The organism is Acinetobacter sp. Marseille-Q1623 (assembly GCF_902809895.1).
GTDB classification, from domain to species: Bacteria; Pseudomonadota; Gammaproteobacteria; order Pseudomonadales; family Moraxellaceae; genus Acinetobacter; species Acinetobacter piscicola_A.
Genome location: NZ_CADDWG010000002.1, coordinates 572520 through 594453, shown reverse-complemented (window position 1 = coordinate 594453; position 21934 = coordinate 572520). Strand labels below are relative to the sequence as shown.

Below are 21934 nucleotides of genomic sequence, written 5' to 3'. Positions count from 1 at the left end.
GATACGATTGTTTTATATACAAATGCAAGTAGTGTTTTCAATATATAGTTATTTTTTACAATAAAAATACAATATCTTGTGTTTTTTATAAAATATGATCTTTCTGCAGTATCGAATATCAATCTTTTGAATCTATGATGTGTGCTGATAAAACGGAGGCTTTAACTTGGTAAACTAAACATACTCATCAGGAGTTGCCATGAGCAAAAAACAAAAGATTTATACGGCAGAATTTAAAGCTGAAGCAATAAAAGCCATTGAAGAAAACGAAGGTCATATTTCCGAAACAGTATGACAACTCGGTATTTCCATGCAAACTTTGTCAAATTGGTACAAGAAAGCAAAGGTTGGGACATTAGCAGACACACAACAATATTCGCCCGATCTCATTGCTCTAAAGCAGATATTACAAAATATATAGAGCTATTTATAATCAACAAAGAATTCAGAAGGGGCTGAATTTTAAGACACCAAATCAAACAGCAGAGGACTTTTACAAGTTGGGTGCGTAGAATCTCCCAAGTGGAAGAGTCCTATTATTTCGGCACACATCAATAAATATTCAAGCACAGGGTATACAGAATGAGCAAAGTGAGAACATACACACCAGAGCGTCTAGCACTCACTCGAACAGCAATGCAAAAACACTTTCAAACTCTAACACCACAGGAACAGCAGGACAATCAGCACATCCTACAGGAGTTGGACGAAGCTCAAACGATAGTGGATATGTATCGGATAATGAATCAAGTTTGGGATCTGACAGCAACAGCCAAACAAGTGAAACAGTGGAAGGAGCAGGAACAACTACAGCTACAGAAATAACCAAGAATGCACCTGAAGCATTAGTTCCTGTACTTCAGAATATTACAGATCAAGTACGAGAATTAGAAAAACGTAAACCATTCAAGCTGCGTGATGTGGTTAAAGCTCACTTTAATCAAAAAGTAGTAAAAGGTAATCCTCTCGTTTCAGTGAAAGATTTTGCAACTCAATTAAAAGAAAATTTGGATGGAATGTTGCAACGTTTTTCTAATAAAGAAATGACTAAAAGACAAATACAACAGTTAAATGATTTCCTGAATTTTAATGATGCTTTGAGTCAGACGATCAAAGACATCTTTAAAGCTCGACCTGAGCAGTATCGCCATTTAGATTTCACCAATTATCTTGTGAATGTTCAGGGTACATTCGATGACAATACTTTAAATCAGGTAAGGTTCACTCCTGAGAGCAGGAATATTATAAAAAAATTTTAAAAGAGCTTCAGAAAATTGAGAAATTACAGGTTGAATAAAAGCTATCTATACCTAGTAAATTTAAAAATATCTTTAAAATTAGCAAGAAAGGAAGTTGCGATGTTAAATCTTAAGACGGTATGTACATTGGCTCTATCAGAGATACTTTTGACTGGTTGTATGTCTACAACAGTAAGTGGCATACAGGTTCAATGACTAAAATTAATGCTACTGATGATGAATTAGCAGCACTAATCGGTCATGAAATTTCTCACGCATTAAGGGATCATGGTCGAGAGAAAATGAGTAAGAAGCTTTTAACAAGTTTACGGATCCTAGCTGCAAGTTCAGCTGGCTTAGGAGATATTGCTGTTTCAGGTACTAGTCTTGTTGGAGATTATGGAATCAATTTACCAGGATCTCGTAAGTTAGAAACAGAAGCTGATTTATTAGGCTTGGAAATTATGGTGCGAGCTGGATATAACCCTCAAGGTACAGTCAGTTTTTGGAATAAAGTTTTAGCTCAAGAAAAAGCAGGGACTAAAGTAGACTTTCTTTCAACTCACCCAGCATCTGAGAAACGTATAGTTGCAATTCAAGAGCACATTAACCAAATGAATAAATAGCACATGTATAATTCTAATGAGTGTTGAATCAAACCAATTTTTATTTTAAATGAGTATAATCAACGACAAAATTTGACGCTAAAAAATTCAACAATCTATATTTTTGGGTTGTAGTCATATACATTAATCTCCTTAGGGGAGCGATGCTATGATGACCACATTAGATTATTACAATAAAAATGCTGAATTATTTTGTACGCAAACAATAAATGTTGATATGGAATCTTTATATCAACCGTTCCTACGTTATCTGCCTGAACATGCCAAAATATTAGATCTAGGCTGTGGTTCTGGACGTGATAGTTTGGCTTTTAAAAATAAGGGCTATCAAGTTGAAGCGACAGATTATTCTGAAAAATTGGTAGCACAAGCTAAAAAATTAACGGGTATTCAGGTCCGTTTAGAAAGTTTTTATGAATTAAATGATTGGGAAAAATACGAGGGTATTTGGGCATGTGCTTCATTACTGCATTGTGAAAGAGGTCGTTTAACTGAAGTTATCGGAAGAATTTTAAATGCATTAAAACCCGATGGTATTTGTTATATGTCTTTTAAATATGGTGAGACAGAACGAATTAAAGATGGACGCAGTTTTACGGATTTAGATGAGCAGCAAGCCCAAGCATTATTGGATCAGTTAAATGGTATTGAAAGCCTAGAGCAGTGGATCACAGTAGATAAACGACCTGATCGTGATGAAGAATGGCTGAATGTTCTTTGGAAAAAGAAATAAAATAATAAGGAAATTATCTTAATGTCTGAATTTTATGAAATAGAGCCATCTTTAGAAAACTATTGGCGTGCAGTGATTCTGTTTGGACGTAATGTTGCTTCCTATAAATTTGCGTTAGCTAAATCACTTTATGATCTAAAAGCGGGAGGCAGTACGATCATTACCCTTGATCAATTAGCAGAGCCTTTTAGCCAGCATATTTGTGAACATTTAAAACTCGTAGATAAACAGGCTACTTCAAGCTCAAGTCGGTTTTTAGATTTTTGCCGTTCTTACAATACAGGTGAAATTGATCAGCAAACTTTGATTGCAAAAACGGTGCAGTATGGCTTCGCAAATGTTATTGATGCTTTTCATAATGTACATGGGCAAGAGTTACCAAAAAGATTTTTCATAGACGCTCGCAAAACACATGGTGGCATCATTCTCACTGATGAAGTATTCCAACTCTTTGAAGCACAAAATGCTCATGATTTAGTTGATGAAACCGAAGCAAGATGGCGCTTGGTTGAGACTGCTTGGGATATGAATTTACCTAAGCATTTAGTACAGATTGAGCATGATGATCAGGGTATTTTGGTTGCAAACAATAAAATAAGACGCGTAAATGTTACCTCTGCAAAATCAGCGTTGAATGGTTATCAAAAGAGTCGGTGTTTCTATTGTTTTACACCGATCACAATTGAACAGTTATTTGAACATTCGGCGGATGTGGATCATTTTTTTCCACATAAGTTGCGTGAGTGTGATATTCAAAAACCAATTAATGGCGTAGCGAATTTGGTGCTGTCTTGTTCAAATTGTAATCGAGGACAACAGGGCAAGTTTGATCGCTTACCATCGGTGAATCTATTAGCACGTTTACATAAGCGTAATGAGTACTTAATTACGAGTCATCATCCTCTTCGAGAGACCTTAATTTCACAAACGGGCTTTACTGAATCTGCACGTCGTGGTTTTTTACAAGATGCGTATAGCTGTGCTACGTTGACGATGGGTGGGGGGAAGAAATGGGAACCAACACGGAGTGGGAATAGCATTTTTTAGCAAAGTATTAACTTTCATTATTTTTAAATAACAACATGACGATCTAATACTGTAGATGTTTTGATCGGGCTACAAGACTGTAAATGCTTCTACTGCGATATATGAGCAAGCAAAAGAAAATGGCTATTTGATGTGGAGTTTAAATACAGTGTAGATATCTAAAATTTATTTATATCTTAGTTTTTTCTTAAAGTATTCTTTGAGAACTGCTATGCTTGACTCAGGGTGGCTTTTAAAAAGCATAATAAAATACAGATAGTTAGTTGCATATAATGATGAATGATATAGTTGAATCTCAGTTTGAATTTGTAAAAGAAATTGATCCTTTAATGCATGCATTATTGATCAGTGCAGAAGCTTCATATTACTCAGCACCTGCGCATACTTTAGTACAGACACGTAAGTTTGCTGAGCGTTTGGTCAATCAACTCGCCATTGCAAATAAGATTGAATTTACAGAACAAACTGACTTTGCAGCACGCATTCGTCGTTTAGAAAATACAATTGATATCAAAGCTGATTTTATTTCTGTGTTGCATACTCTACGTAAAAATGGCAATAAAGGTGCACATGATTTACAGACCCATCATAGTGATGCCCTTGCTTCATTGACGCTTTCTTATAAAGTTGCACAATGGTTATATTTGGTGACCCAAAAAAAATCGAAAGTGTTCAAAGCATATCAAGCACCAGTAGATCCAACCTTAGAAACACGTCGAATGAAAGTTGAAGTCATGGAGCTTCAACAGCAGTTACGTACAGCTTATGATAAACAAGCTGTAAATCATGAAATTCAACAAAAAAATGCAGAATTAGAAGCTGAGAATCAAAAGTTAAAACAACAACAGTCAGAAGAGGCTGAAAAGTTAAAACAGCAACTTTTACAACTTGAGCAAAAAGTTAAAGAACTCGAACAGCAACCTACCGCACCTGTAGTTGAGGTGATTGATCCGTCACAACTAAAAGTTGCCAACCAAACTTTCGAATTGTCTGAAGCAGAAACTCGATTATTAATTGATAAACAATTGAATCAGGTGGGATGGATTACGGATACTGAGTTGTTGACTTATGCCAAAGGTGTACGCCCGCAAGAGGGTTTAAATTTAGCGATAGCAGAATATCCAACATTATTTGATGGAAAAAAAGGTGAAGCTGATTACATTTTATTTGTAGGATTAATCCCCGTTGCAGTGGTTGAAGCGAAGAAAGAAAACAAGACTGTGAGTGCTTATATTTCTCAGGCAGAACGCTATTCGCAAGGTTTTCAATTTACGGATGAAATTAAACCAGCTTATCTTTTAGAAGATCGTACACAAGCATGGCAGTCAGAGGATAAAACCTTCCACGTACCTTTTGTGTATTCCTGCAATGGACAGCCATATTCACAGCGTTTAGTCGATGAAGGTGGTATTTGGTATCGTGATGTACGTCATGCCTCCAATTTGCGTCGTCCCTTACAAGGTTTCCATTCACCTCAAGGCTTACTCAGTAAGCTTAAATACAACGCCTATCCAGCAGATCAATATTTGGAAAAAACGGAGATACTGCCATTTAATGATCGACAATATCAACGTGAAGGCATTAAAGCGGTTGAACGTGCGATTGCTCAGGGCAGTGACCGTTGTTTATTAGCGATGGCGACAGGTACAGGGAAAACCCGTTTAGCAACAGGGTTGATGTATCGATTGTTAGAAAGTAACCGTTTTCAGCGTGTTCTATTTCTCGTCGACCGTTCATCACTCGGAACTCAGGCTTTTAAAGCTTTTGAATCTGAAGTGATTAATCAAAGTCAGACTTTGGCGCAGATTTATACCATTTCTGATTTGGGAATTGAGTACGACACCGACATTGATGTACAGGTGGCGACAGTACAAAGTCTGGTACACCGCTTATTTAACAGTGATGATCCATTACCAATCGATTATTTCGACTGTATTATTATCGATGAAGCACACCGCGGTTATACCTTAGACAAGGAAATGACCGAAGGTGAAGATAGTATCCGTGATGAGGCACAGTATCTGTCGACCTATAAACGAGTACTGGAATATTTTGATGCGACCTTGATTGGTTTAACGGCTACACCTGCGCTACATACCACCGAAATTTTTGGCAATCCTGTATTTACTTACAGTTTTACCCGTGCGGTCGAAGAAGGTTATTTGGTCAACTATAATGCGCCGATTCGCTATATTACAAAATTGAGTCAGGCAGGCATTGAGATTCCAAAAGGTGAAACCGTTCAGGTGGTGACCAATAAAACAGGGCAGAAAAGTACGGCACAGCTACAGGATGACATGGCTTTTGATGTCGCAGACTTTAACCGACGTGTGATTGCTCCTGAGTTTAATCAAGTCATTTGTCAGGCATTGGTTGAGGATTTAAATCCATTGTCTGATGAAAAGACGATGATTTTCTGTGTGACGGACCGTCATGCTGATCAAGTTGTATTGGTCTTAAATGAATTGTTCAAAAAGAAATACGGTAAAGATTGGAACAATGATGCAGTTGCTAAAATCACGGGCAATGCAGAACAGCCTGATAAACTGATCGAAAGTTTTAAAAAGAATAAATTCCCGAATATTGCGGTGACAGTTGATTTACTTACCACAGGGATCGATGTTCCAAAGATTTGTAATTTGGTCTTTATTCGTAAAGTCCGTTCTCGTGTGCTCTTTGAGCAGATGCTTGGTCGTGCAACTCGTCTTTGTTCTGATATTGGTAAAACTGAGTTCCGTGTATTTGATGCCGTTGATATTTTTGCAACTTTACAAGATGTCAATACCATGAAGCCAATCGTAGTGCGTCCAAACATCAGTATAGATCAGCTCATCAAAGAGTTAACCGATGCTGATTTGATGCAAAAAGCCAAAACCGTTTCAGTTCCCTCTGATGATGGTGTGAAGCGGACACAAGCCGATTTGGTCTTAGATGAATTGGTGCAAAAAATTACTCGAATTTTAGGTAAAGCTGAAAAGTTTAAGCATCATCCTGATCAAGGAAAACTTCGTGAAGCTATGGCTAAGATTAAGGAAAATTTTGGTGTTGACTCGCATAAAGTCCCGCAAATGTTACGTGAAAAGGGGGTAGATGGTTTGGGTGAATGGCTCAAACAAAACAGTGCAATTTTAGAAGAGCGATTATCAGAAGTGCGTTCTTCACTTGGGACTTTAGATTTACCAATTATTTCCACTGAAAAAGATGCATTGGTCGAGCGTGTTGTGGATACAGCACATCAACGACCTGAAGATTATTTATTGCAGTTTGATCATTTCATTAAAACTGCTGTGAATGATAATGCTGCAATTAAAGCAGTAGTGACACGTCCTGCCGATTTAACCCGTGTGCAATTGCGTGAATTGGAAAATTTATTTGCCAGTAAAGGTTTTACCCAAACTAAGCTTTCACAGGCATTGGGTGGCAATGCAAGCACCCAAAGTTATGCCTCACAGATTATTTCTCAGATTCGTCGTGCGACTTTGGGGGAAGATGTGACTTCGGTGGAGGAGCGCTATAAACGAGGTTTGGCGAAAATCCTGAAAATACGTGATTGGACGCCAGATCAAAAACAATGGCTTGAGCGTTTAACAATGTTTATTGCCAAAGAAATCATTGTCGATAAAAGCATGATTCACCATCAATTTGCCAAAGCGGGTGGGGTTAAACGGTTGAGTAAACTTCTGGACACAGATGTCGAAAAACTGGTTGATAAGATCAGTGATGGCGTTTGGAAAGCATCCTAAGCTCTCGCTAACTGTTACAATACCACGCATTTATTTTTTAATTTTTTTGATGAAGTAGACAACATGACCCAAAACGATATCGTACAAAAACTCTGGAATCTTTGTGATGTGCTCAAAGATGACGGGATTAACTATAGCGATTATGTCTCTGAGCTAGTCATGTTGCTATTTGTCAAAATGGTCGATGAGCTGGATGATGAGTTTTCCACACTCGCTAAAATTTATCCTGAACAATATAAATGGGCACATTTTAAAGACCATAACGGTTTAGCTTTACTGACTTTTTATAAGCAAATGTTGCTCGATCTGTCGCAAAGTCAGCATGAGTTAATCGCTTCGATTTATGCCAATGCGCAAACACGTCTACGTGAGCCACGTCATTTACAACAGTTAATCAATGCTTTTGATCAGTTGGATTGGTTTAGCATTAAAGCCGATGGTTTGGGTGATCTATACGAAGGTTTATTGGAAAAGAATGCGACTGAAACCAAATCAGGTGCAGGTCAGTACTTTACTCCTCGCCCACTCATTAACAGTATTGTGCGTTGTATGCAACCGCAGCCGAATGAAGTGATTCAAGACCCTGCATGTGGTACGGCAGGTTTCTTAATTGCTGCCGATGCGTTTATTAAACAGCATCATGACTTGTATGATTTATCTGAGTCGGAAACGAAGTTTTATACTTTAGAGGCGTTTACAGGTGTAGAGCTTGTACCGAACACCCGTCGTTTAGCGCAAATGAACTGTTTGTTGCATGATATTGGTGGGGAAAATGGTGCAATTAAACTCGGTAATTCGCTCGGCCCTGTAGGTGAGAGCTTAGCTAAAGCCGATGTGATTTTAGCCAATCCGCCATTTGGGACGTCGAAAGGGGGTGAAGCGAGTATTACCCGTGACGACTTGCCATTTACCACATCAAATAAGCAATTGGCGTTCTTACAGCATATTTATAAGAATTTAAAACCAGGTGGTCGTGCCGCTGTGGTATTGCCAGATAATGTGTTGTTTGAAGCAGGGCAAGGCACGTCTATTCGTCAAGACCTGATGAATAAGTGTAATGTACATACCATTTTGCGTTTGCCGACAGGGATTTTCTATGCGCAAGGTGTAAAAACCAATGTGCTGTTTTTTACTAAAGGTACAGAAGCTAATCCACTTCAAGATGAAAATTGTACCACGGAAACGTGGGTCTATGACCTACGTACCAATATGCCAAGTTTTGGTAAGCGTACGCCATTTACTGAAAGTCATTTAAAAGGTTTTGAAGCTGTCTATGGCACAGACCCGAAAGGTTTATCAGCTCGTACGGAAGGTGAATGGTCGCTTACGGAAGAAAGCCAAGAGCAAACGCTTGAAAACAGCCGTTGGCGAAAGTTTAGCCGTGAATGGATTAAAGAACAAAAAGGCGATTCTTTAGATATTTCATGGTTAAAGGATAATGATGCGGTGGATGCTGCAAACTTACCTGAACCGCATGTGTTGGCAAGTGAAGCCATGTCAGAACTGACTCAGGCTCTAGTTGAGTTAGATGCGTTAATGCAGGCATTGGGTCAAACTGATGAAGCCAATACGCAAAAACAGTTTTTGGTAGATGCTTTAGGTTTAAACGCTGAGGAACAGGCATGAATTTAGATAATTTGCCTGTTGAATGGTATTTAGTTCCTTTTACGGATTTGTTGGATGTACAGGGTGGTACTCAACCCCCAAAGTCGGAATTTATAGATCAACCTAGTGAAGGATATATTAGGTTATTACAAATTAGAGATTTTGGCTTAAAGCCTGTACCTACTTATATTCCAATGACAAAAAAATTAAAAACTTGTCAAAAGGAAGATATTTTAATCGCTAGATATGGGGCTTCCTTAGGCCGTATATGTTCAGGTATGGAAGGGGCATATAACGTTGCATTAGCCAAAGTCATTACTCCATCAGGCATTGAAAAAACTTTTTTAAAGTATTTCTTAAGATCAGATTATTTTCAAAATCCTTTGATGTTGTTATCTAGATCAGCTCAAAATGGTTTCAATAAAGACGATTTAGCAAAGTTCCCATTTATATTACCACCATTAGCCGAACAACAAGAAATTGTTCGTCAGCTTGATGTGATGCTTGCCCAAGTGGAGCAAATTAAAGCCCGTTTAGATGCGATTCCTGCCATTCTTAAAAAATTCCGTCAGTCGGTTTTGGCGGATGCAGTGAGTGGGAAGTTGACGGAGGAGTGGCGTGGTACTTCTGAAATAAATGAGTGGCAAGATAAAACCTTAGGGGATATTGCTATCATTAAAACTGGAAAAACACCTTCTCGAAAAGAATCAAAATATTGGGAAAATGCTTCTATTCCTTGGCTAACAAGTTCTGCTACAGGAAATAATTTTACTGATAGTGCAGATGAATTTATCTCAGAGATTGCTTCAAAAGAGTGTAATTTAATTCCTTTCCCAAAAGGAACTTTACTCTTAGCTATGTATGGTGAGGGTAAAACTCGAGGACAGGTAACAGAGCTACTAATTGAAGCGACATGTAATCAGGCATGTGCTGCAATTTTAGTAAATAATGAAATTGCTCATACCTCATTTGTAAAAATTAGATTATTAGAAAATTACGAAACCATTCGTAAAGCTGCATCTGGTGGAAATCAGCCAAATCTTAACCTAAATAAAGTCAGAGAAATTGATATATTTTTACCAACACTCAATGAACAAGTTGAGATTGTAAATATCGTAAAAAATCTATTTGTTTATGCAAATAAGATTGAAGAAACAGTTAAATCAGCCCAAAAACGAGTGAATTTACTCACGCAATCTATTTTAGCCAAAGCCTTTAGCGGTGAACTCACTGCCGAATGGCGTGAGCAACATCAAGAGCTTATTACGGGGGTTAACAGTGCTGAAAGTTTACTTGCTAAAATTCAGGCGGAAAGAGAAGCGAATAAGCCTGTGAAAAAAACACGGGCAAAGAAAGAAGTTTAAACAATAAAAACGCATTCATGGGGATGAGTGCGTTTTTACGATCTACAGCGCATAGACAAGGAGGGGGGACGCTATGCAACCACCAAAAAATATTTATAAAACATCTACCATCGATTACTTAAGTAAAAAACTACATATCAATATTGATCAAGCCGAAGAATTTCCACAATGCTTTCATGAGGTTGTAAAAGCCAACATTGCATTTATAACAAAACTCGAAAAATTTAAACAATTCATTGACTGTTTAAGCGCAGATCGTTGCTTTGCACTTTGGATTCAAGAAACAGAAGAAGTCATTCAAAAATCAGAAGATTGCCTACAATACTTTGCTTATAGAAGTATGACAGATGAACAATTTATTGCAGAGCATTGGGAGTTGGCTGAAAGAATGATGGATTTGGCAGGACGTGTGTACGAAGGGCATTGGGGATATGGTGTAACTCGGGAAGCTGATCGGCAATTTGATGATCTCACTGAGCTGTGTAGACGTATTTGGTTAAAAGAAAACAAGGCTTGGTTGAACTTGGCAAAGACTTGGGGACGGTTATAATTCATTGAAAAATTACTTAATTTTCTGTTGAAATAGACGCCCATAATCATCTTAATCACCAGCATGGCTTGCTTATGTGAAATGGAACTATCAATTTTACATAAGCAGAAAGCTAAATAGGGTTGATGATATTTTTCTAAGTAATTGAAAAAATATCATTTATAAAAAATTCTGTGAATACGTTGAGTATCTTTACTCATAATTGACATCGGTAGCAAAGTAAACCAATTCCATAACACTTTGTTGATACTGCTCAAAGTCAAAAACCACATGTCCAAACTGAGTAAAGAATTCTATGTTTGGGTCATTTTTGTGAAGTAAAATAATTTTAGGGAATTTAGCTTGCAGTAAATCTTGATCAATCGCTTCTATTTTTGGGTAATACAAGCCATAGCCTAACCAGTTTTTCACTGCTGTTTTAAGGACAAAATTATTTTCAGCGCAATCTTCCGCCATCAATGACGTATCTGACGATTCAAATTCCGCAATTTGGCTTTCAAAATCATCATTCATTGAGAAAGTCAAAGTTTGAATTTTTGAAGAATGATCGGCAAGTTCAAATGTCGTAAATATTTTCATAGTTTTAATCTCATGCGTATATATCTCTTCACTTGGCGTATAGATCATCCATTACCAAGGATGATCTATAAATCTAAAAAATAGGTCTAAAAAATCCTAGCGATTAAATAAGTTCTGAAAATAATACGGCTTCTTCCTTTCTAAAATTTTCAATCGCTTGATCGAGTTGAATATACTGCTGTTTATTGAGTGTGAAATATTGAATATCTTGATCGGTATTGGATTTTTCCCAAACATTCGCTTGCTGGATTAAGCGCTCATGTTGATCGAGCTTTAAACGCACAGTGGAGCCAATATTTAAGGGCAACTCAATATGTGTATCGTCTGCTCTCCATACGTGTTCAATGTCCTCGACAGAAAATACCGTTAAATCTTCTAAGTACGGAATAAAACTGCGTGGAAAATAAATATTAGTGGGTGAATTTTTAAATAATGGACCAATTTGATTGACGTTATAATTGGCAAAACCACAACCAATCTCTGTGAGATAAAACTTAAGATCAGGATTGCTTTTTGCATAGTGTATAAAATTATCGATGTAGTTTTGAATGAGATTTAAATCTAAAACTTCACCACTTTGAGCGATGGTAGGAATACCATAAGATTGGCCTTGTCTTCCTTCGCCTTGACCTAATTTTGCACCAAAATGATGTAGAGCCGTTTGTGCATATCCAGAGTAATGCTTACCTAATTCATGACAGCCAAATACTAAAATCTGATTTTCGGGAAAGTTGTAGTCTTTAATTGCTTGATAATACTGATAAATCATTAAAATCCCCTGTAAAATAATGCTGTTGAGATAAGCGCGTATTTGTATGACTCAAATCCAAGGTAGAAATGAAAAATGCATAAATACCTAATGAATAAATGAAGTAAAGTGTTTAAAAGATTGATTTAATTTTCCATTAAATGCTAACACGGAATGATTTAAACAGAAGGGTTATGAGTGCAATCGAGGATAGTTGAGCGACAAATAATGTCGCAAAGCTGCTTAGTAAGTTTGCTAATGCAATATTTAAACCGTAAAGTTAGATGTGAAATAAATCCTTATAAACCAAGCAACTATAATTCAATGATCGTGAGGGAAATATGGGTATACATCAATCTGAAACATTAGTTCAAGATTTAGCACTGATCAATCAACTGATATTGGACGATAGGTCTAATGAAAATGTAGGCATGTATGTCTTTCCTGTCTTAACCTTTAAGGCTGAAATTTCGACAGTATTATTTGGCTTAAAATATGCTTTTGAACAGTTGAGCCTACAACATGGAAATGTTGCTGAAAAAGAACAATTGTTTTTTTGGGTGAAACAACCTAAGGATTGTGAAAATTCAGTCTTTAATCGAAATATTCTAAAAATTTGTCGCCACTTTCAAATCACATCGAAGTGTGCAGTCAACATTCAAGATACAGACGTAAAAATTAAAGTTTACGTCAATGAAACGTCTTCAAAAAGCACAGTGAAAGTGAAAGAAGCTGCAGAATGGCTCATGTCATCGTTCTTTGAAAAATTTAAAAATAAATCTCTAGAAACATTTGTGCTGATTCATGCAAATGAATCTTCAGCCGTGGCTGAACCGCAAACCAATATGGGAAGAATGGCAAGAAAATTGAAAGCTGATCAGCTTGTACAACAAATAGACTTAACCAAAACAATCTAGTCTAACATTACGACATAATTTGACGCGACACCTATGATTGAGCTGTACTCATTCGCTGTAATTGATTAATATAATTGAAGAAAAATGGTTAAAATAAAAGAGGAATATCATATCGCAACTTTAGAAAAAGCAATTTCACTCGCTACTGAACGTCATTTAGGTCAATTGGATAAAGCAGGGTTGCCTTACATTTATCACCCCTTGCGTGTTATGCAAAATGCACAGCATCCAGATGCTAAAATTGCAGCGGTATTACATGATATTTTAGAAGACACAGCGACATCGGTAAGTGATTTAAGATCTCTTGGTTTTAATGAAAATGTTATTCAAGCAGTATTAGCAGTCACTAAACAAGATGGTGAAAGCCGCTTTCAAGCGGTGCAAAGAACGGTAAAAAATGCGATTGCGTGTGACGTCAAGCTGGCTGATTTACGTGACAATATGGATTTATCACGACTCCAACAAATCACACGGAAAGATTTGATTCGCTACAAACAATATCAAAAGATTCAATCTATACTCCGAGAGGCTTTCGCAATTCATCAGCATATCAATTCTTTAAAATTAGATGCTGATTATCCTAAGTTTGAATATGGAAGTATGCGATTTAATTTTCAATATTTACTCAATGCGCGCTTCGATCAATTACATCCCATCGGTGGGATTCAAATCGGTAGTCCACAAGAGTGGTGGATTTTATTCGAGAATGTGAGTGAATATTTTGCTTACTGTCAGCGAAAAAAACTAAAGCCTAACCAACAATACTTTATTCAATTGTTGAATTCGACGGATCGTGAGTTTTTTGGCAGTGCTTTTCAAACATTACTCGATCAAGAGATTTTGATGGAGATCTATAACACGTTTATGCAACGACATTTTACTAAGGATATTGCATGATTTTAAAAGAGGATTTAATGATTGATGGATTACATTACATACTCAAATTTGATCATTATAATTTTTCTTTTTCATTGAATAGACCACCACGTGCTAGAGTTCAAATTAATTATCGCAAGCACCCAGAATTAGCTTTATTTAGAGATGACCCTATATATGAAGACGTTAATTTGAAGTTACCTGCGATGAAAGTTTTTAACGTGATTAGTCAGCGCGTTGAAAAGCTGATTTATAAGCATAGAATTCATTATTGGTCTTTTAGTGCGACCTCAACCAAAAAGGCAAATATATATGAAAAGCTTTTAAAGCGATGGATGGGTCGTAACACTTTGAGCTTTAAATATGATCGTGTGGGCAATGATTTTTATGTATATGTAGAAAATAATTTTGGTGATTAATATCGTTAATATAGCGAGTAATTTAATAAAGAAGCTTATTTGTTAGTTTGTGTGGATGTGGATGATGTGAAATTGAAATATGGGGAAGTCTCACGTGTATTTATGTCGTATATACAAATAATGAGAGCGCATTTTTGATTAAAAGAAAGTAAGGCTTGGTTTGCCTTAGCTATAATTTAGGGAGAGCTAAAGCCAAGTAATGTCTTGTAATAAGCAGTGAAGAAATAAAATCTTTAAAATTGAAATCGTTTTAAAGGAAAAATCAAACAGCAGAGGACTTTTACAAGTTGGCTGCGTAGAATCTCCCAAGTGGAAGTATCCTATTATTTCAGCGCATATCAGTAGCAGGTGAAGCAGGAAAATGTAGAAATTAAACGTGTTTAATTAGTCTTGTTATAGCAGATGTTTGTTTAAGTTTTTAAAGCCAAATTCTTTAGAAAATTTGGTATTTTTTAATAATGATATGAGAGGGTATGATGAAAAATGCATGGTTAATTGGGGTGGCTGGTGTTGTTTTAGGTGGTGCTGGTGCTTTTGGCTATGTGTCCTATCAGAATAAAAATGTAGGTACGACGGTAGGGGTAATAAAAGAAGCATCTCAGCCCAAAACGACTGAACAATCCAATGAATCTAAAAAATCTAGTTTTCTGAGCCAAGAATTAGTAGATGCCCGTTTAAATGAGCTCAGTTTTAAAGAAATTATGCGACTTTTCTATAAAGATAATATGCGTAATGTCTACGTCAATGAAGATGAATTAGAAACAGAAAATCTCATTGGTCTAGGGGCAACGAATGAGTCTGGGGAAGATACAGTTGCATTGATGCATCCTATTATTAACTATCGCAATGTCGAAGGTGATGCACGTTTCTTGGTGATTATTGAAAAAGTTCAGGTAATGGATAATGGCGGTGTTGTGAGTTGTCATGCATGTGTGGGAAGTGCTGATTTATATACCTTTAAAAAACTTAAAAATGGTCAGTATCAAGTCGTAAGTATCACACATAAAGACCAGGAGTTTGGTGGTAGTTATGGGCGTGTACACTTAGATCGCGAAGAAATTTTAAATAATATGCAACCTATCGGAAAAAACTTAATTGGTAGTTTTTACCAAAGTGGCTATAGCAGTACGGGGGAAACTTCAATCTCATGGAATGTTATTCATTTACCTGAAGATGATTTTATAGGCGCTTATGGTGTAGCTGAAAAGGCAGGAGATAATGGTGGGAATCATGAAGAAGGCTCTCCATTGCATTATAGTTTTGATAGTCAAATTCAGGTGATTGATAATAATGAAAAATATTATCCAATTCAGGTGAGCTATTTCGGGGAAAAATATAATACAGATTACACAGAGATCATTCCTGCTGATCAAAAAGTTGTCTTAAAGTTTGATTCAATTAAAAAAGAATATGAATAGTGAACCGTACCGGGTTTGTCGGAGAGTCGATATTCTGAGAAACTACCCCGATGAAAAAATCAAACTATACCCATGAAATCAAAGAACGTGCAGTTCAACTTGTTCTTGAATCTGAAAAAGATTATCCATCGAATTGGGCTGCGATCACTGCTATTGCGCCTAAAATTGGTTGCACTCCTGAAACTCTACGTGTTAGCAACATCAAGCGCTAGTTAAAGGCATCAATAGTACGAAAGATTACTTGCTAAAATTCAGACGGAACGAGAAGCGAGTAAACCTGAAAAAAGGGGAAGCAAGCGAAAGTGGTATAATCACTTTTTTGACTTAAATTCTCCTTTAGGTGCAGGGTGACCTGCATTGATATTTTTGTGTTTCTGGGGGATAGTCATGGAAATCATTGTATTTATTGTTATTGCACTTATTTTTTATATTGTGGTTTTACCATTTATCAATAATTTTGGTGGAAATAGTAAGCATAAAGACAGTGGGAAAATTACCAAAACTAAAGAAGCATTCAAAGAAGTAGGGAACAATTATCGAGAAACGAAAGAGGCTATATCCAAAGGATTCAGTGCTTTAGAAAAAGGACTTGACGCTTTAGAAAAAGAGACTAGAGCTTGGCCTGAAAAAGCTGAAAGATTTCGTTTAGAAGAACAGGAAAAAGGTTATCAGCGTGGTAAACAAAAAGTTGAAGAAGTCAATGTAACATATAGAAAGCTAGGGTTACCTGAAGTTTCACTTGTTGATTTTTTTGCATATAACAAGGACTATCAAGAACGTGCACGAAAAGAACTTGCAGAATTGGAAACAAAAAAGCGTGCTGAGCGTTTATTAGTACTTATAGAAGAATCCCATAAAAATGAAATAGTGCCAAAAAATGAAAAATTAGAAGCAACAACTGATACGCAGTTTAGTCAAAAAGAAAATCTAGAAATTTTTAATTGTAAGCAACATGACACTATCGGGTTGGTAGAAAATAATGAATTACATGTTATAGAGGGTTTAAATAGACCAATAGATATTCAGTTAAATCAACTTCCCATTGAATTGATTGAATTTATTTACATACGCTATTACCTAACGGGTGAAAAATCACTGCCAAAACACAAGTGTATAAATGATAGTTGGGCAAAAAGTCATTATGCCGATTCGGAGTTAAATGATGTACAGTGGAGTAAAATTATTGAGAAAATGTCTTTTGATGAGACAAAGTGTAAAAAAATTGATGCGCTATATCATTTTACTCATAAAGATAATTTATCTTCGATTTTATCTAAAGGTTTACTAACTAAGCAAAATTTGGAAGAACAAGGTTTAAAATATAAATATAATGATGAGCATCGCTGGGATGGTATTGAGGACTCTATATCTCTATCCGTTAGTCATCCAAATTGGAAAATGTTTTTTAAATATAGAAGTAAATTGGGTAAAAATGATTGGGTAATTTTAAAAGTTTCACCTAAATTACTTTCAGGAGTGGAAAATTTGGTGAGTGATGTTTTTGAAAAATTTAATTATTTAGATAAAGCGATATTTAATAAGTTTAATGCAGCATCGTTTAACGTACAAAAATTATCAATTGCGGAAAGAAAATCTCACCAAGCGTTTTTAGATATGTTTGAGTCAAATATTGGGAAGACTTTAGAAACATATACTTTTGATAATCAGGCTGAAATTTTATATCAGGGCAATATTCCAACTGGATTTATCGAAGCAATCTACATTGTTGAAGAAGATCAAAATCTGTCTTGGGTACATGATTTAGGTTTTAAATTAAGTGTAAATAAAACAGTATTTGAGAAAAGATAAGGACAACATCATGGCAAAAAGACCCGTATTTGTACCTAAATTCGATGGTGTCACTTTAGTGGATATTATAGAAGTTGAATTTGAGTGGTTTCCAGGGATGCACTTTACTCAGAAACAAAAGTCGATCCGATCCTTGCACGAAGCTTATCTAACACAGAATCCAGAAGCTAAGATTCTAGAGATTTCGAGCAAATCAGAGATTGAATTAGGTACGAAGCTCAGCGCGTTTAACTTAATGTTTAAAACTAAAAGTGGCAAAAGCATCAGTGTTGAAAGTATCTTTCAGGCATCGAAAGTATTCTCGAATGGTGGTCCTTATAAAGAAATCATGGACATGACTTCGCGTGATGCGAAAAAAGACGAGCGCCTCAAAAACTCAGGAAATTTGATTGCTTTTGAATATCGGGATTCACGTTGGGAACTTGAACCCAAAACTGCTTTTTATGATTGGTTATACTTAAATGCACTCAATCTGAATGATAACCTAAAAGAACAAGCACTTGCATATAATGCATTTACAGATATTGAGTTTAATCCTCAGAAGTCCATTAATTGCCAAGCCTATTCAATAGCGCTGTTTGTTGCTTTGACCAAATGTGATTTGTTGGTTGGTGGAGTTATTCCTCCTAAAGATGAATTTATTCAGCTTGTTGAGCAATTTAAGATTAAGAATACAAGTGATGGATTACTTTTCTAAATAGAGTTGTTCAATATATTATAGATTGCTATAAAAATATTTAGATTCATAAACACTTTCAATTAATTTTGTCGTATATATTCAGAGGGAATAATGCAACGGACTGGTTTAGACCGTAAATCTAGAAACTACTTAGATAGTTTACATATCAATTTCACTTATAGAGAAGAGCAATTCATAGCTATCAGCGCATTAATAAAAGCCAATATTGCATTTAAAGAAAAACTGGAAAAATTCAAAAAATTTATAGACTGTTTAAGTGCAGATCGTTGTTTTGCCTTATGGACTAGAGAAACAGAAGAATTACTTTTGCAATCAGAAAATGCCTTAACAAGGTACAACAATGAAGAAATGTCAGAAGCATTATTGGTTGAAATACACAAAAACCTAGCTGAAAAAATACAAGAGCTGGCGGATTGTCGCTTATATGAAGGGCATTGGGAATATGGATTATCAGAGGAAGTTGATCAGCAATTTGATGATTTAACCGAGCTATGTAGACGTATTTGGTTAAAAGAAAATAAGGCATGTTTGAGCTTGGCAAAGACTTGGGGAAGACTAAAACTAAGTTAAGTTGTGTAAGAAGCAGTGAATAGAATTTAAATTTTTAGGTTTGGGGTAAAGTGTGTCAGTAGAGCAACAAAGCAATTGGAATGATTTTTTAGGAAAATGGCCAGTAAGTCGTTTAAAAGAAATGACGTTGGAAGAGTATAATCAAGTCGGAAATAAAGACTCTTTTACATATTGGCTTGAACAAGCCACTCGCCCCATTGCAGATATTCGAGGTGGCGATGCTTCAAAATTTGGAATATTTCATAGAAGAAATACGGAAGTCAAAGAAAATAGTCGCGGTCGAATTTACGATGGTGAATATTGTTGGTTTGAAAAGTTTGGGGAAACAAAGGAACAAGCATTTCAAAACATTAAAAATAATATCCTTGCTATTGTTGATGCAATCAAACAACACAATTTAAATGCGATTGAAGAAATTACTATTAGTGATATGTTCAAATGGAAAATTGCATTCTTATATCAAGATCGAGATAATCCATTGATTATTCCAATATTTTGGAAAGTCATGTTGGATTTTTTGACACAAAATAAAAAGATGAACTATGTACAAGCCTATGAAAAATTAGTTCTGAATAAAGGTAATCTTTCTCTATTTGAATATAGTGAACAGCTTTTGGGACAATACTTTGAAGCTCACCCGAAAAAAAGTTATTTAACGCCGAGTGAGGCGAATGAAATTTTAAGTCAAAAATATCCTGATCGTTATATTAGTCGTGAAAAAATGACTGTGGTAACGAATGAAAGTGACAGAGAAATTGCATTAGTTTTAACAGGTGCCAAAGTATCAATTTTTATTGAAAAAGATCCAGAAGATAATGGTCAGTTTAGTTTTAATTTTAAGTCAACTAAAGATGTGCCGAATGGTAAATATTCAGAGCAAGATGGTCGTCACAGTGGTTTAAAATCACAAAGTCAACATTTGTGGTTAGGTAATCAAGTTTATTACATAGAATTGGATACAGTAGAAGAATTAGAAAAATTCTGTGATTGGTACGAACAAAATGATAATCAAACCACTGTACTTGAGCGTAAAGTCAAAGCATTTCTAGAATTATGGTCTGTTGAACGTCTTAAGAATCTGACTATTGAAGACTATCATCAGGCTAAAAATACAGACTGTTTTATTTCACAAGTAGATAGTTTTGACCCAACCCAAGGTGATCCTACTTTTGCTTGTTATTTTGATTTCTGGGAGCCTATTGGCTTAGGTAACAATGAGAAATATCACAATGAGAAGCCATATTCTTGGCATAAAAGACTCGGTGATGATCCAGAGCTGGCATTCCAGCAGATTAAACAAGAAATACTCGATATCATCGCTGCAGTACAGCGTCGTGATTTAATAGCAATTGATCAAATTCAGTTTACTAAGGGACTGAAATGGATGATTGCATTTTTATATCAGAATTTTAGTAATCCTTGTGTTATTCCAATCGTGACTGAAACGAACATAAAGAGAATAGGCTATGAATCTTATCTGAAAACGCCTTTACCTGAGTTTTTGCCAATACTCATAAAAAACCAAGGGAATCAAAGCTTTTTCCCATATGTAGAAAAGCTATTTACGATGGTAAGAAAAGGCTATTTAGCGAATAAGCAAAAGAAACAAAAAAATGAAGAAATTAAGGGGGAGGTTATGATGGAACAGGCTTTAAACCGCATTTTATTTGGTGCTGCTGGTACGGGTAAAACCTATCATACAATTAACCATGCTGTGTCTATTTTAGATCCAGAATACGATCCGCAATTAGATCGTAAAGAATTAAAGAAAAGATTTGATATTTATAAAAAGCAAGGACAAATTCAATTCGTGACTTTTCACCAGAGTTTTAGCTATGAAGATTTTGTAGAGGGAATTCGAGCTGAAACAGATAAGCAAGGGCAGTTACGTTATGATGTAAAAGCGGGTGTATTTAAAAAAATTTGTGATCAAGCAAAACAAATCGATAATAATCAAAGCATTACTCAAGTTACACAGCCAATCGAGTTTGGGAAAGGTTATATTTTAAAGAAAATGAATACAGAGTTACTTGAGATTCAGAAGCCCAATGGAAACGTTATTCATCTATCGCGTGTATTGACCGATTTTTTACTAAGAGAATTTAGGAATGGCAAAATTACAGATAGAAATTTAGCTGAAAAAAAAGTCATTGAAATTTTGGGTGAGTCAGAAATATTAGAGCCCTATTTAGTTAATGGTTATAGCGCAATTTGGGCAAATTTAATTCCATTTTTAGATAAACTTCTACATAGTGCAAACCCTGTAGTTAAAGAAAAATCGAAATATGTAATCATCATCGATGAAATCAACCGTGGCAATATTTCCCGTATTTTTGGTGAACTCATTACCCTTATTGAAGACTCAAAACGCCAAGGTGCTGACGAAGCTTTGTCTGTAACGCTGCCATACTCAAAAGAAGAATTCTCTGTCCCAAACAATGTCTACATCATTGGTACCATGAATTCATCAGACCGTTCTTTAACAGGTTTAGATATTGCTTTACGCCGTCGCTTTACCTTTATTGAAATGCCTCCGCAACCTCAGGAAATTAAAAATGAGGATGGTGAATTAATAAAAATATCTGGTAAAGATAAAGATGGAAATGATAAAGATGTGATTGTTGCGGATATTTTATCAGCCATGAATCAACGAATAGAAGTGCTTTTAGACCGAGATCATTGTATCGGTCATGCCAACTTTATGAGCTTAAAAGAAAAACCTACACTTGAGCATTTAGCACATATTTTCAAACAAAAAATCATTCCTCAACTGCAAGAATATTTCTTTGATGATTGGGCGAAGATTAATTTAGTATTCTTCAATAACAGTATGATTGTCGAGGATAAAGACATCAATATCGCAGAATTATTTCCATCAAAGTTTGAGCAAGAATTGGGTTATTCAAGTGAAAAGAAAATTTGGAAAATCAATAACAATGCATTTAAAACGATAGATGCTTTTATTCAAATTTTAGGCTCGAAAGAATAAGAA

At 35.7% G+C, this 21934-nt stretch carries 17 protein-coding genes and 3 pseudogenes; 18 read left to right on the top strand and 2 right to left on the bottom strand.

The annotated features are described in order from the left end of the window. Positions 1–199 precede the first annotated feature (199 nt). From HUV91_RS16545 to HUV91_RS15395, 9 genes and pseudogenes are all read left to right on the top strand, one after another. Positions 200–397: pseudogene (locus tag HUV91_RS16545) on the top strand (transposase); the annotation flags it as partial. A gap of 355 nt (positions 398–752) precedes the next feature. Next, positions 753–1259 carry a hypothetical protein gene (locus HUV91_RS15430; protein ID WP_174493978.1) on the top strand — a complete coding sequence of 169 codons (507 nt, stop codon included), beginning with the start codon at positions 753–755 and terminating at the stop codon, positions 1257–1259. A gap of 191 nt (positions 1260–1450) precedes the next feature. Continuing rightward, positions 1451–1864: a M48 family metallopeptidase gene (locus tag HUV91_RS15425; protein ID WP_228721884.1), complete on the top strand. Its 414-nt coding sequence runs from the start codon at positions 1451–1453 to the stop codon at positions 1862–1864. A gap of 148 nt (positions 1865–2012) precedes the next feature. After that, positions 2013–2597: a class I SAM-dependent methyltransferase gene (locus tag HUV91_RS15420; RefSeq protein ID WP_174493977.1), complete on the top strand. Its 585-nt coding sequence runs from the start codon at positions 2013–2015 to the stop codon at positions 2595–2597. Between the two features lie 21 nt (positions 2598–2618). Then, on the top strand, positions 2619–3644 hold the full coding sequence (locus tag HUV91_RS15415) for an HNH endonuclease domain-containing protein (protein WP_174493976.1): 1026 nt from the start codon (positions 2619–2621) through the stop codon (positions 3642–3644). A 275-nt stretch (positions 3645–3919) separates the two neighbouring features. Next, the gene (gene hsdR / locus HUV91_RS15410) at positions 3920–7387 is read left to right on the top strand and encodes a type I restriction-modification system endonuclease (RefSeq protein WP_174493975.1); all 3468 of its coding nucleotides are present in this window, start codon (positions 3920–3922) and stop codon (positions 7385–7387) included. Positions 7388–7450: 63 nt separating this feature from the next. Then, entirely contained in the window at positions 7451–9013 is a 1563-nt protein-coding gene (locus HUV91_RS15405) for an N-6 DNA methylase (protein WP_174493974.1), read from the top strand. After that, positions 9010–10356, top strand: a complete 1347-nt coding sequence (locus tag HUV91_RS15400) for a restriction endonuclease subunit S (protein WP_174493973.1) — start codon at positions 9010–9012, stop codon at positions 10354–10356. The genes HUV91_RS15405 and HUV91_RS15400 overlap by 4 nt, the downstream gene beginning before the upstream one ends. Before the next feature lie 73 nt (positions 10357–10429). Further along, complete coding sequence (locus HUV91_RS15395) at positions 10430–10906, top strand: hypothetical protein (RefSeq protein WP_174493972.1); 477 nt, start codon at positions 10430–10432, stop codon at positions 10904–10906. A gap of 192 nt (positions 10907–11098) precedes the next feature. Here HUV91_RS15395 and HUV91_RS15390 read toward each other — a convergent pair whose 3' ends face one another. Continuing rightward, complete coding sequence (locus HUV91_RS15390; RefSeq protein ID WP_174493971.1) at positions 11099–11485, bottom strand: hypothetical protein; 387 nt, start codon at positions 11483–11485, stop codon at positions 11099–11101. A 103-nt stretch (positions 11486–11588) separates the two neighbouring features. Continuing rightward, on the bottom strand, positions 11589–12254 hold the full coding sequence (locus tag HUV91_RS15385) for a hypothetical protein (protein ID WP_174493970.1): 666 nt from the start codon (positions 12252–12254) through the stop codon (positions 11589–11591). 320 nt (positions 12255–12574) lie between these two features. Between HUV91_RS15385 and HUV91_RS15380 the strand changes: the two genes are divergently transcribed. The 9 genes and pseudogenes from HUV91_RS15380 (at position 12575) to HUV91_RS15340 (ending at position 21931) form a co-directional block, all read left to right on the top strand. Further along, the gene (locus HUV91_RS15380; RefSeq protein ID WP_174493648.1) at positions 12575–13150 is read left to right on the top strand and encodes a hypothetical protein; all 576 of its coding nucleotides are present in this window, start codon (positions 12575–12577) and stop codon (positions 13148–13150) included. Between the two features lie 111 nt (positions 13151–13261). Further along, positions 13262–13672, top strand: a pseudogene (locus tag HUV91_RS16645) (guanosine-3',5'-bis(diphosphate) 3'-pyrophosphohydrolase); the annotation flags it as partial. A 371-nt stretch (positions 13673–14043) separates the two neighbouring features. Next, on the top strand, positions 14044–14445 hold the full coding sequence (locus tag HUV91_RS15370; protein WP_174493969.1) for a hypothetical protein: 402 nt from the start codon (positions 14044–14046) through the stop codon (positions 14443–14445). A gap of 473 nt (positions 14446–14918) precedes the next feature. Further along, positions 14919–15863 carry a hypothetical protein gene (locus tag HUV91_RS15365; RefSeq protein ID WP_174493968.1) on the top strand — a complete coding sequence of 315 codons (945 nt, stop codon included), beginning with the start codon at positions 14919–14921 and terminating at the stop codon, positions 15861–15863. 50 nt (positions 15864–15913) lie between these two features. Further along, positions 15914–16057: pseudogene (locus HUV91_RS15360) on the top strand (IS3 family transposase); the annotation flags it as partial. Positions 16058–16250: 193 nt separating this feature from the next. After that, the gene (locus HUV91_RS15355) at positions 16251–17672 is read left to right on the top strand and encodes a DarT ssDNA thymidine ADP-ribosyltransferase family protein (protein ID WP_174493967.1); all 1422 of its coding nucleotides are present in this window, start codon (positions 16251–16253) and stop codon (positions 17670–17672) included. A gap of 10 nt (positions 17673–17682) precedes the next feature. Next, positions 17683–18369: a DarT1-associated NADAR antitoxin family protein gene (locus HUV91_RS15350; RefSeq protein WP_174493966.1), complete on the top strand. Its 687-nt coding sequence runs from the start codon at positions 17683–17685 to the stop codon at positions 18367–18369. 93 nt (positions 18370–18462) lie between these two features. Further along, complete coding sequence (locus tag HUV91_RS15345) at positions 18463–18942, top strand: hypothetical protein (protein ID WP_174493965.1); 480 nt, start codon at positions 18463–18465, stop codon at positions 18940–18942. Between the two features lie 721 nt (positions 18943–19663). Then, positions 19664–21931: an McrB family protein gene (locus HUV91_RS15340; RefSeq protein WP_217431204.1), complete on the top strand. Its 2268-nt coding sequence runs from the start codon at positions 19664–19666 to the stop codon at positions 21929–21931. Positions 21932–21934: the final 3 nt, after the last annotated feature.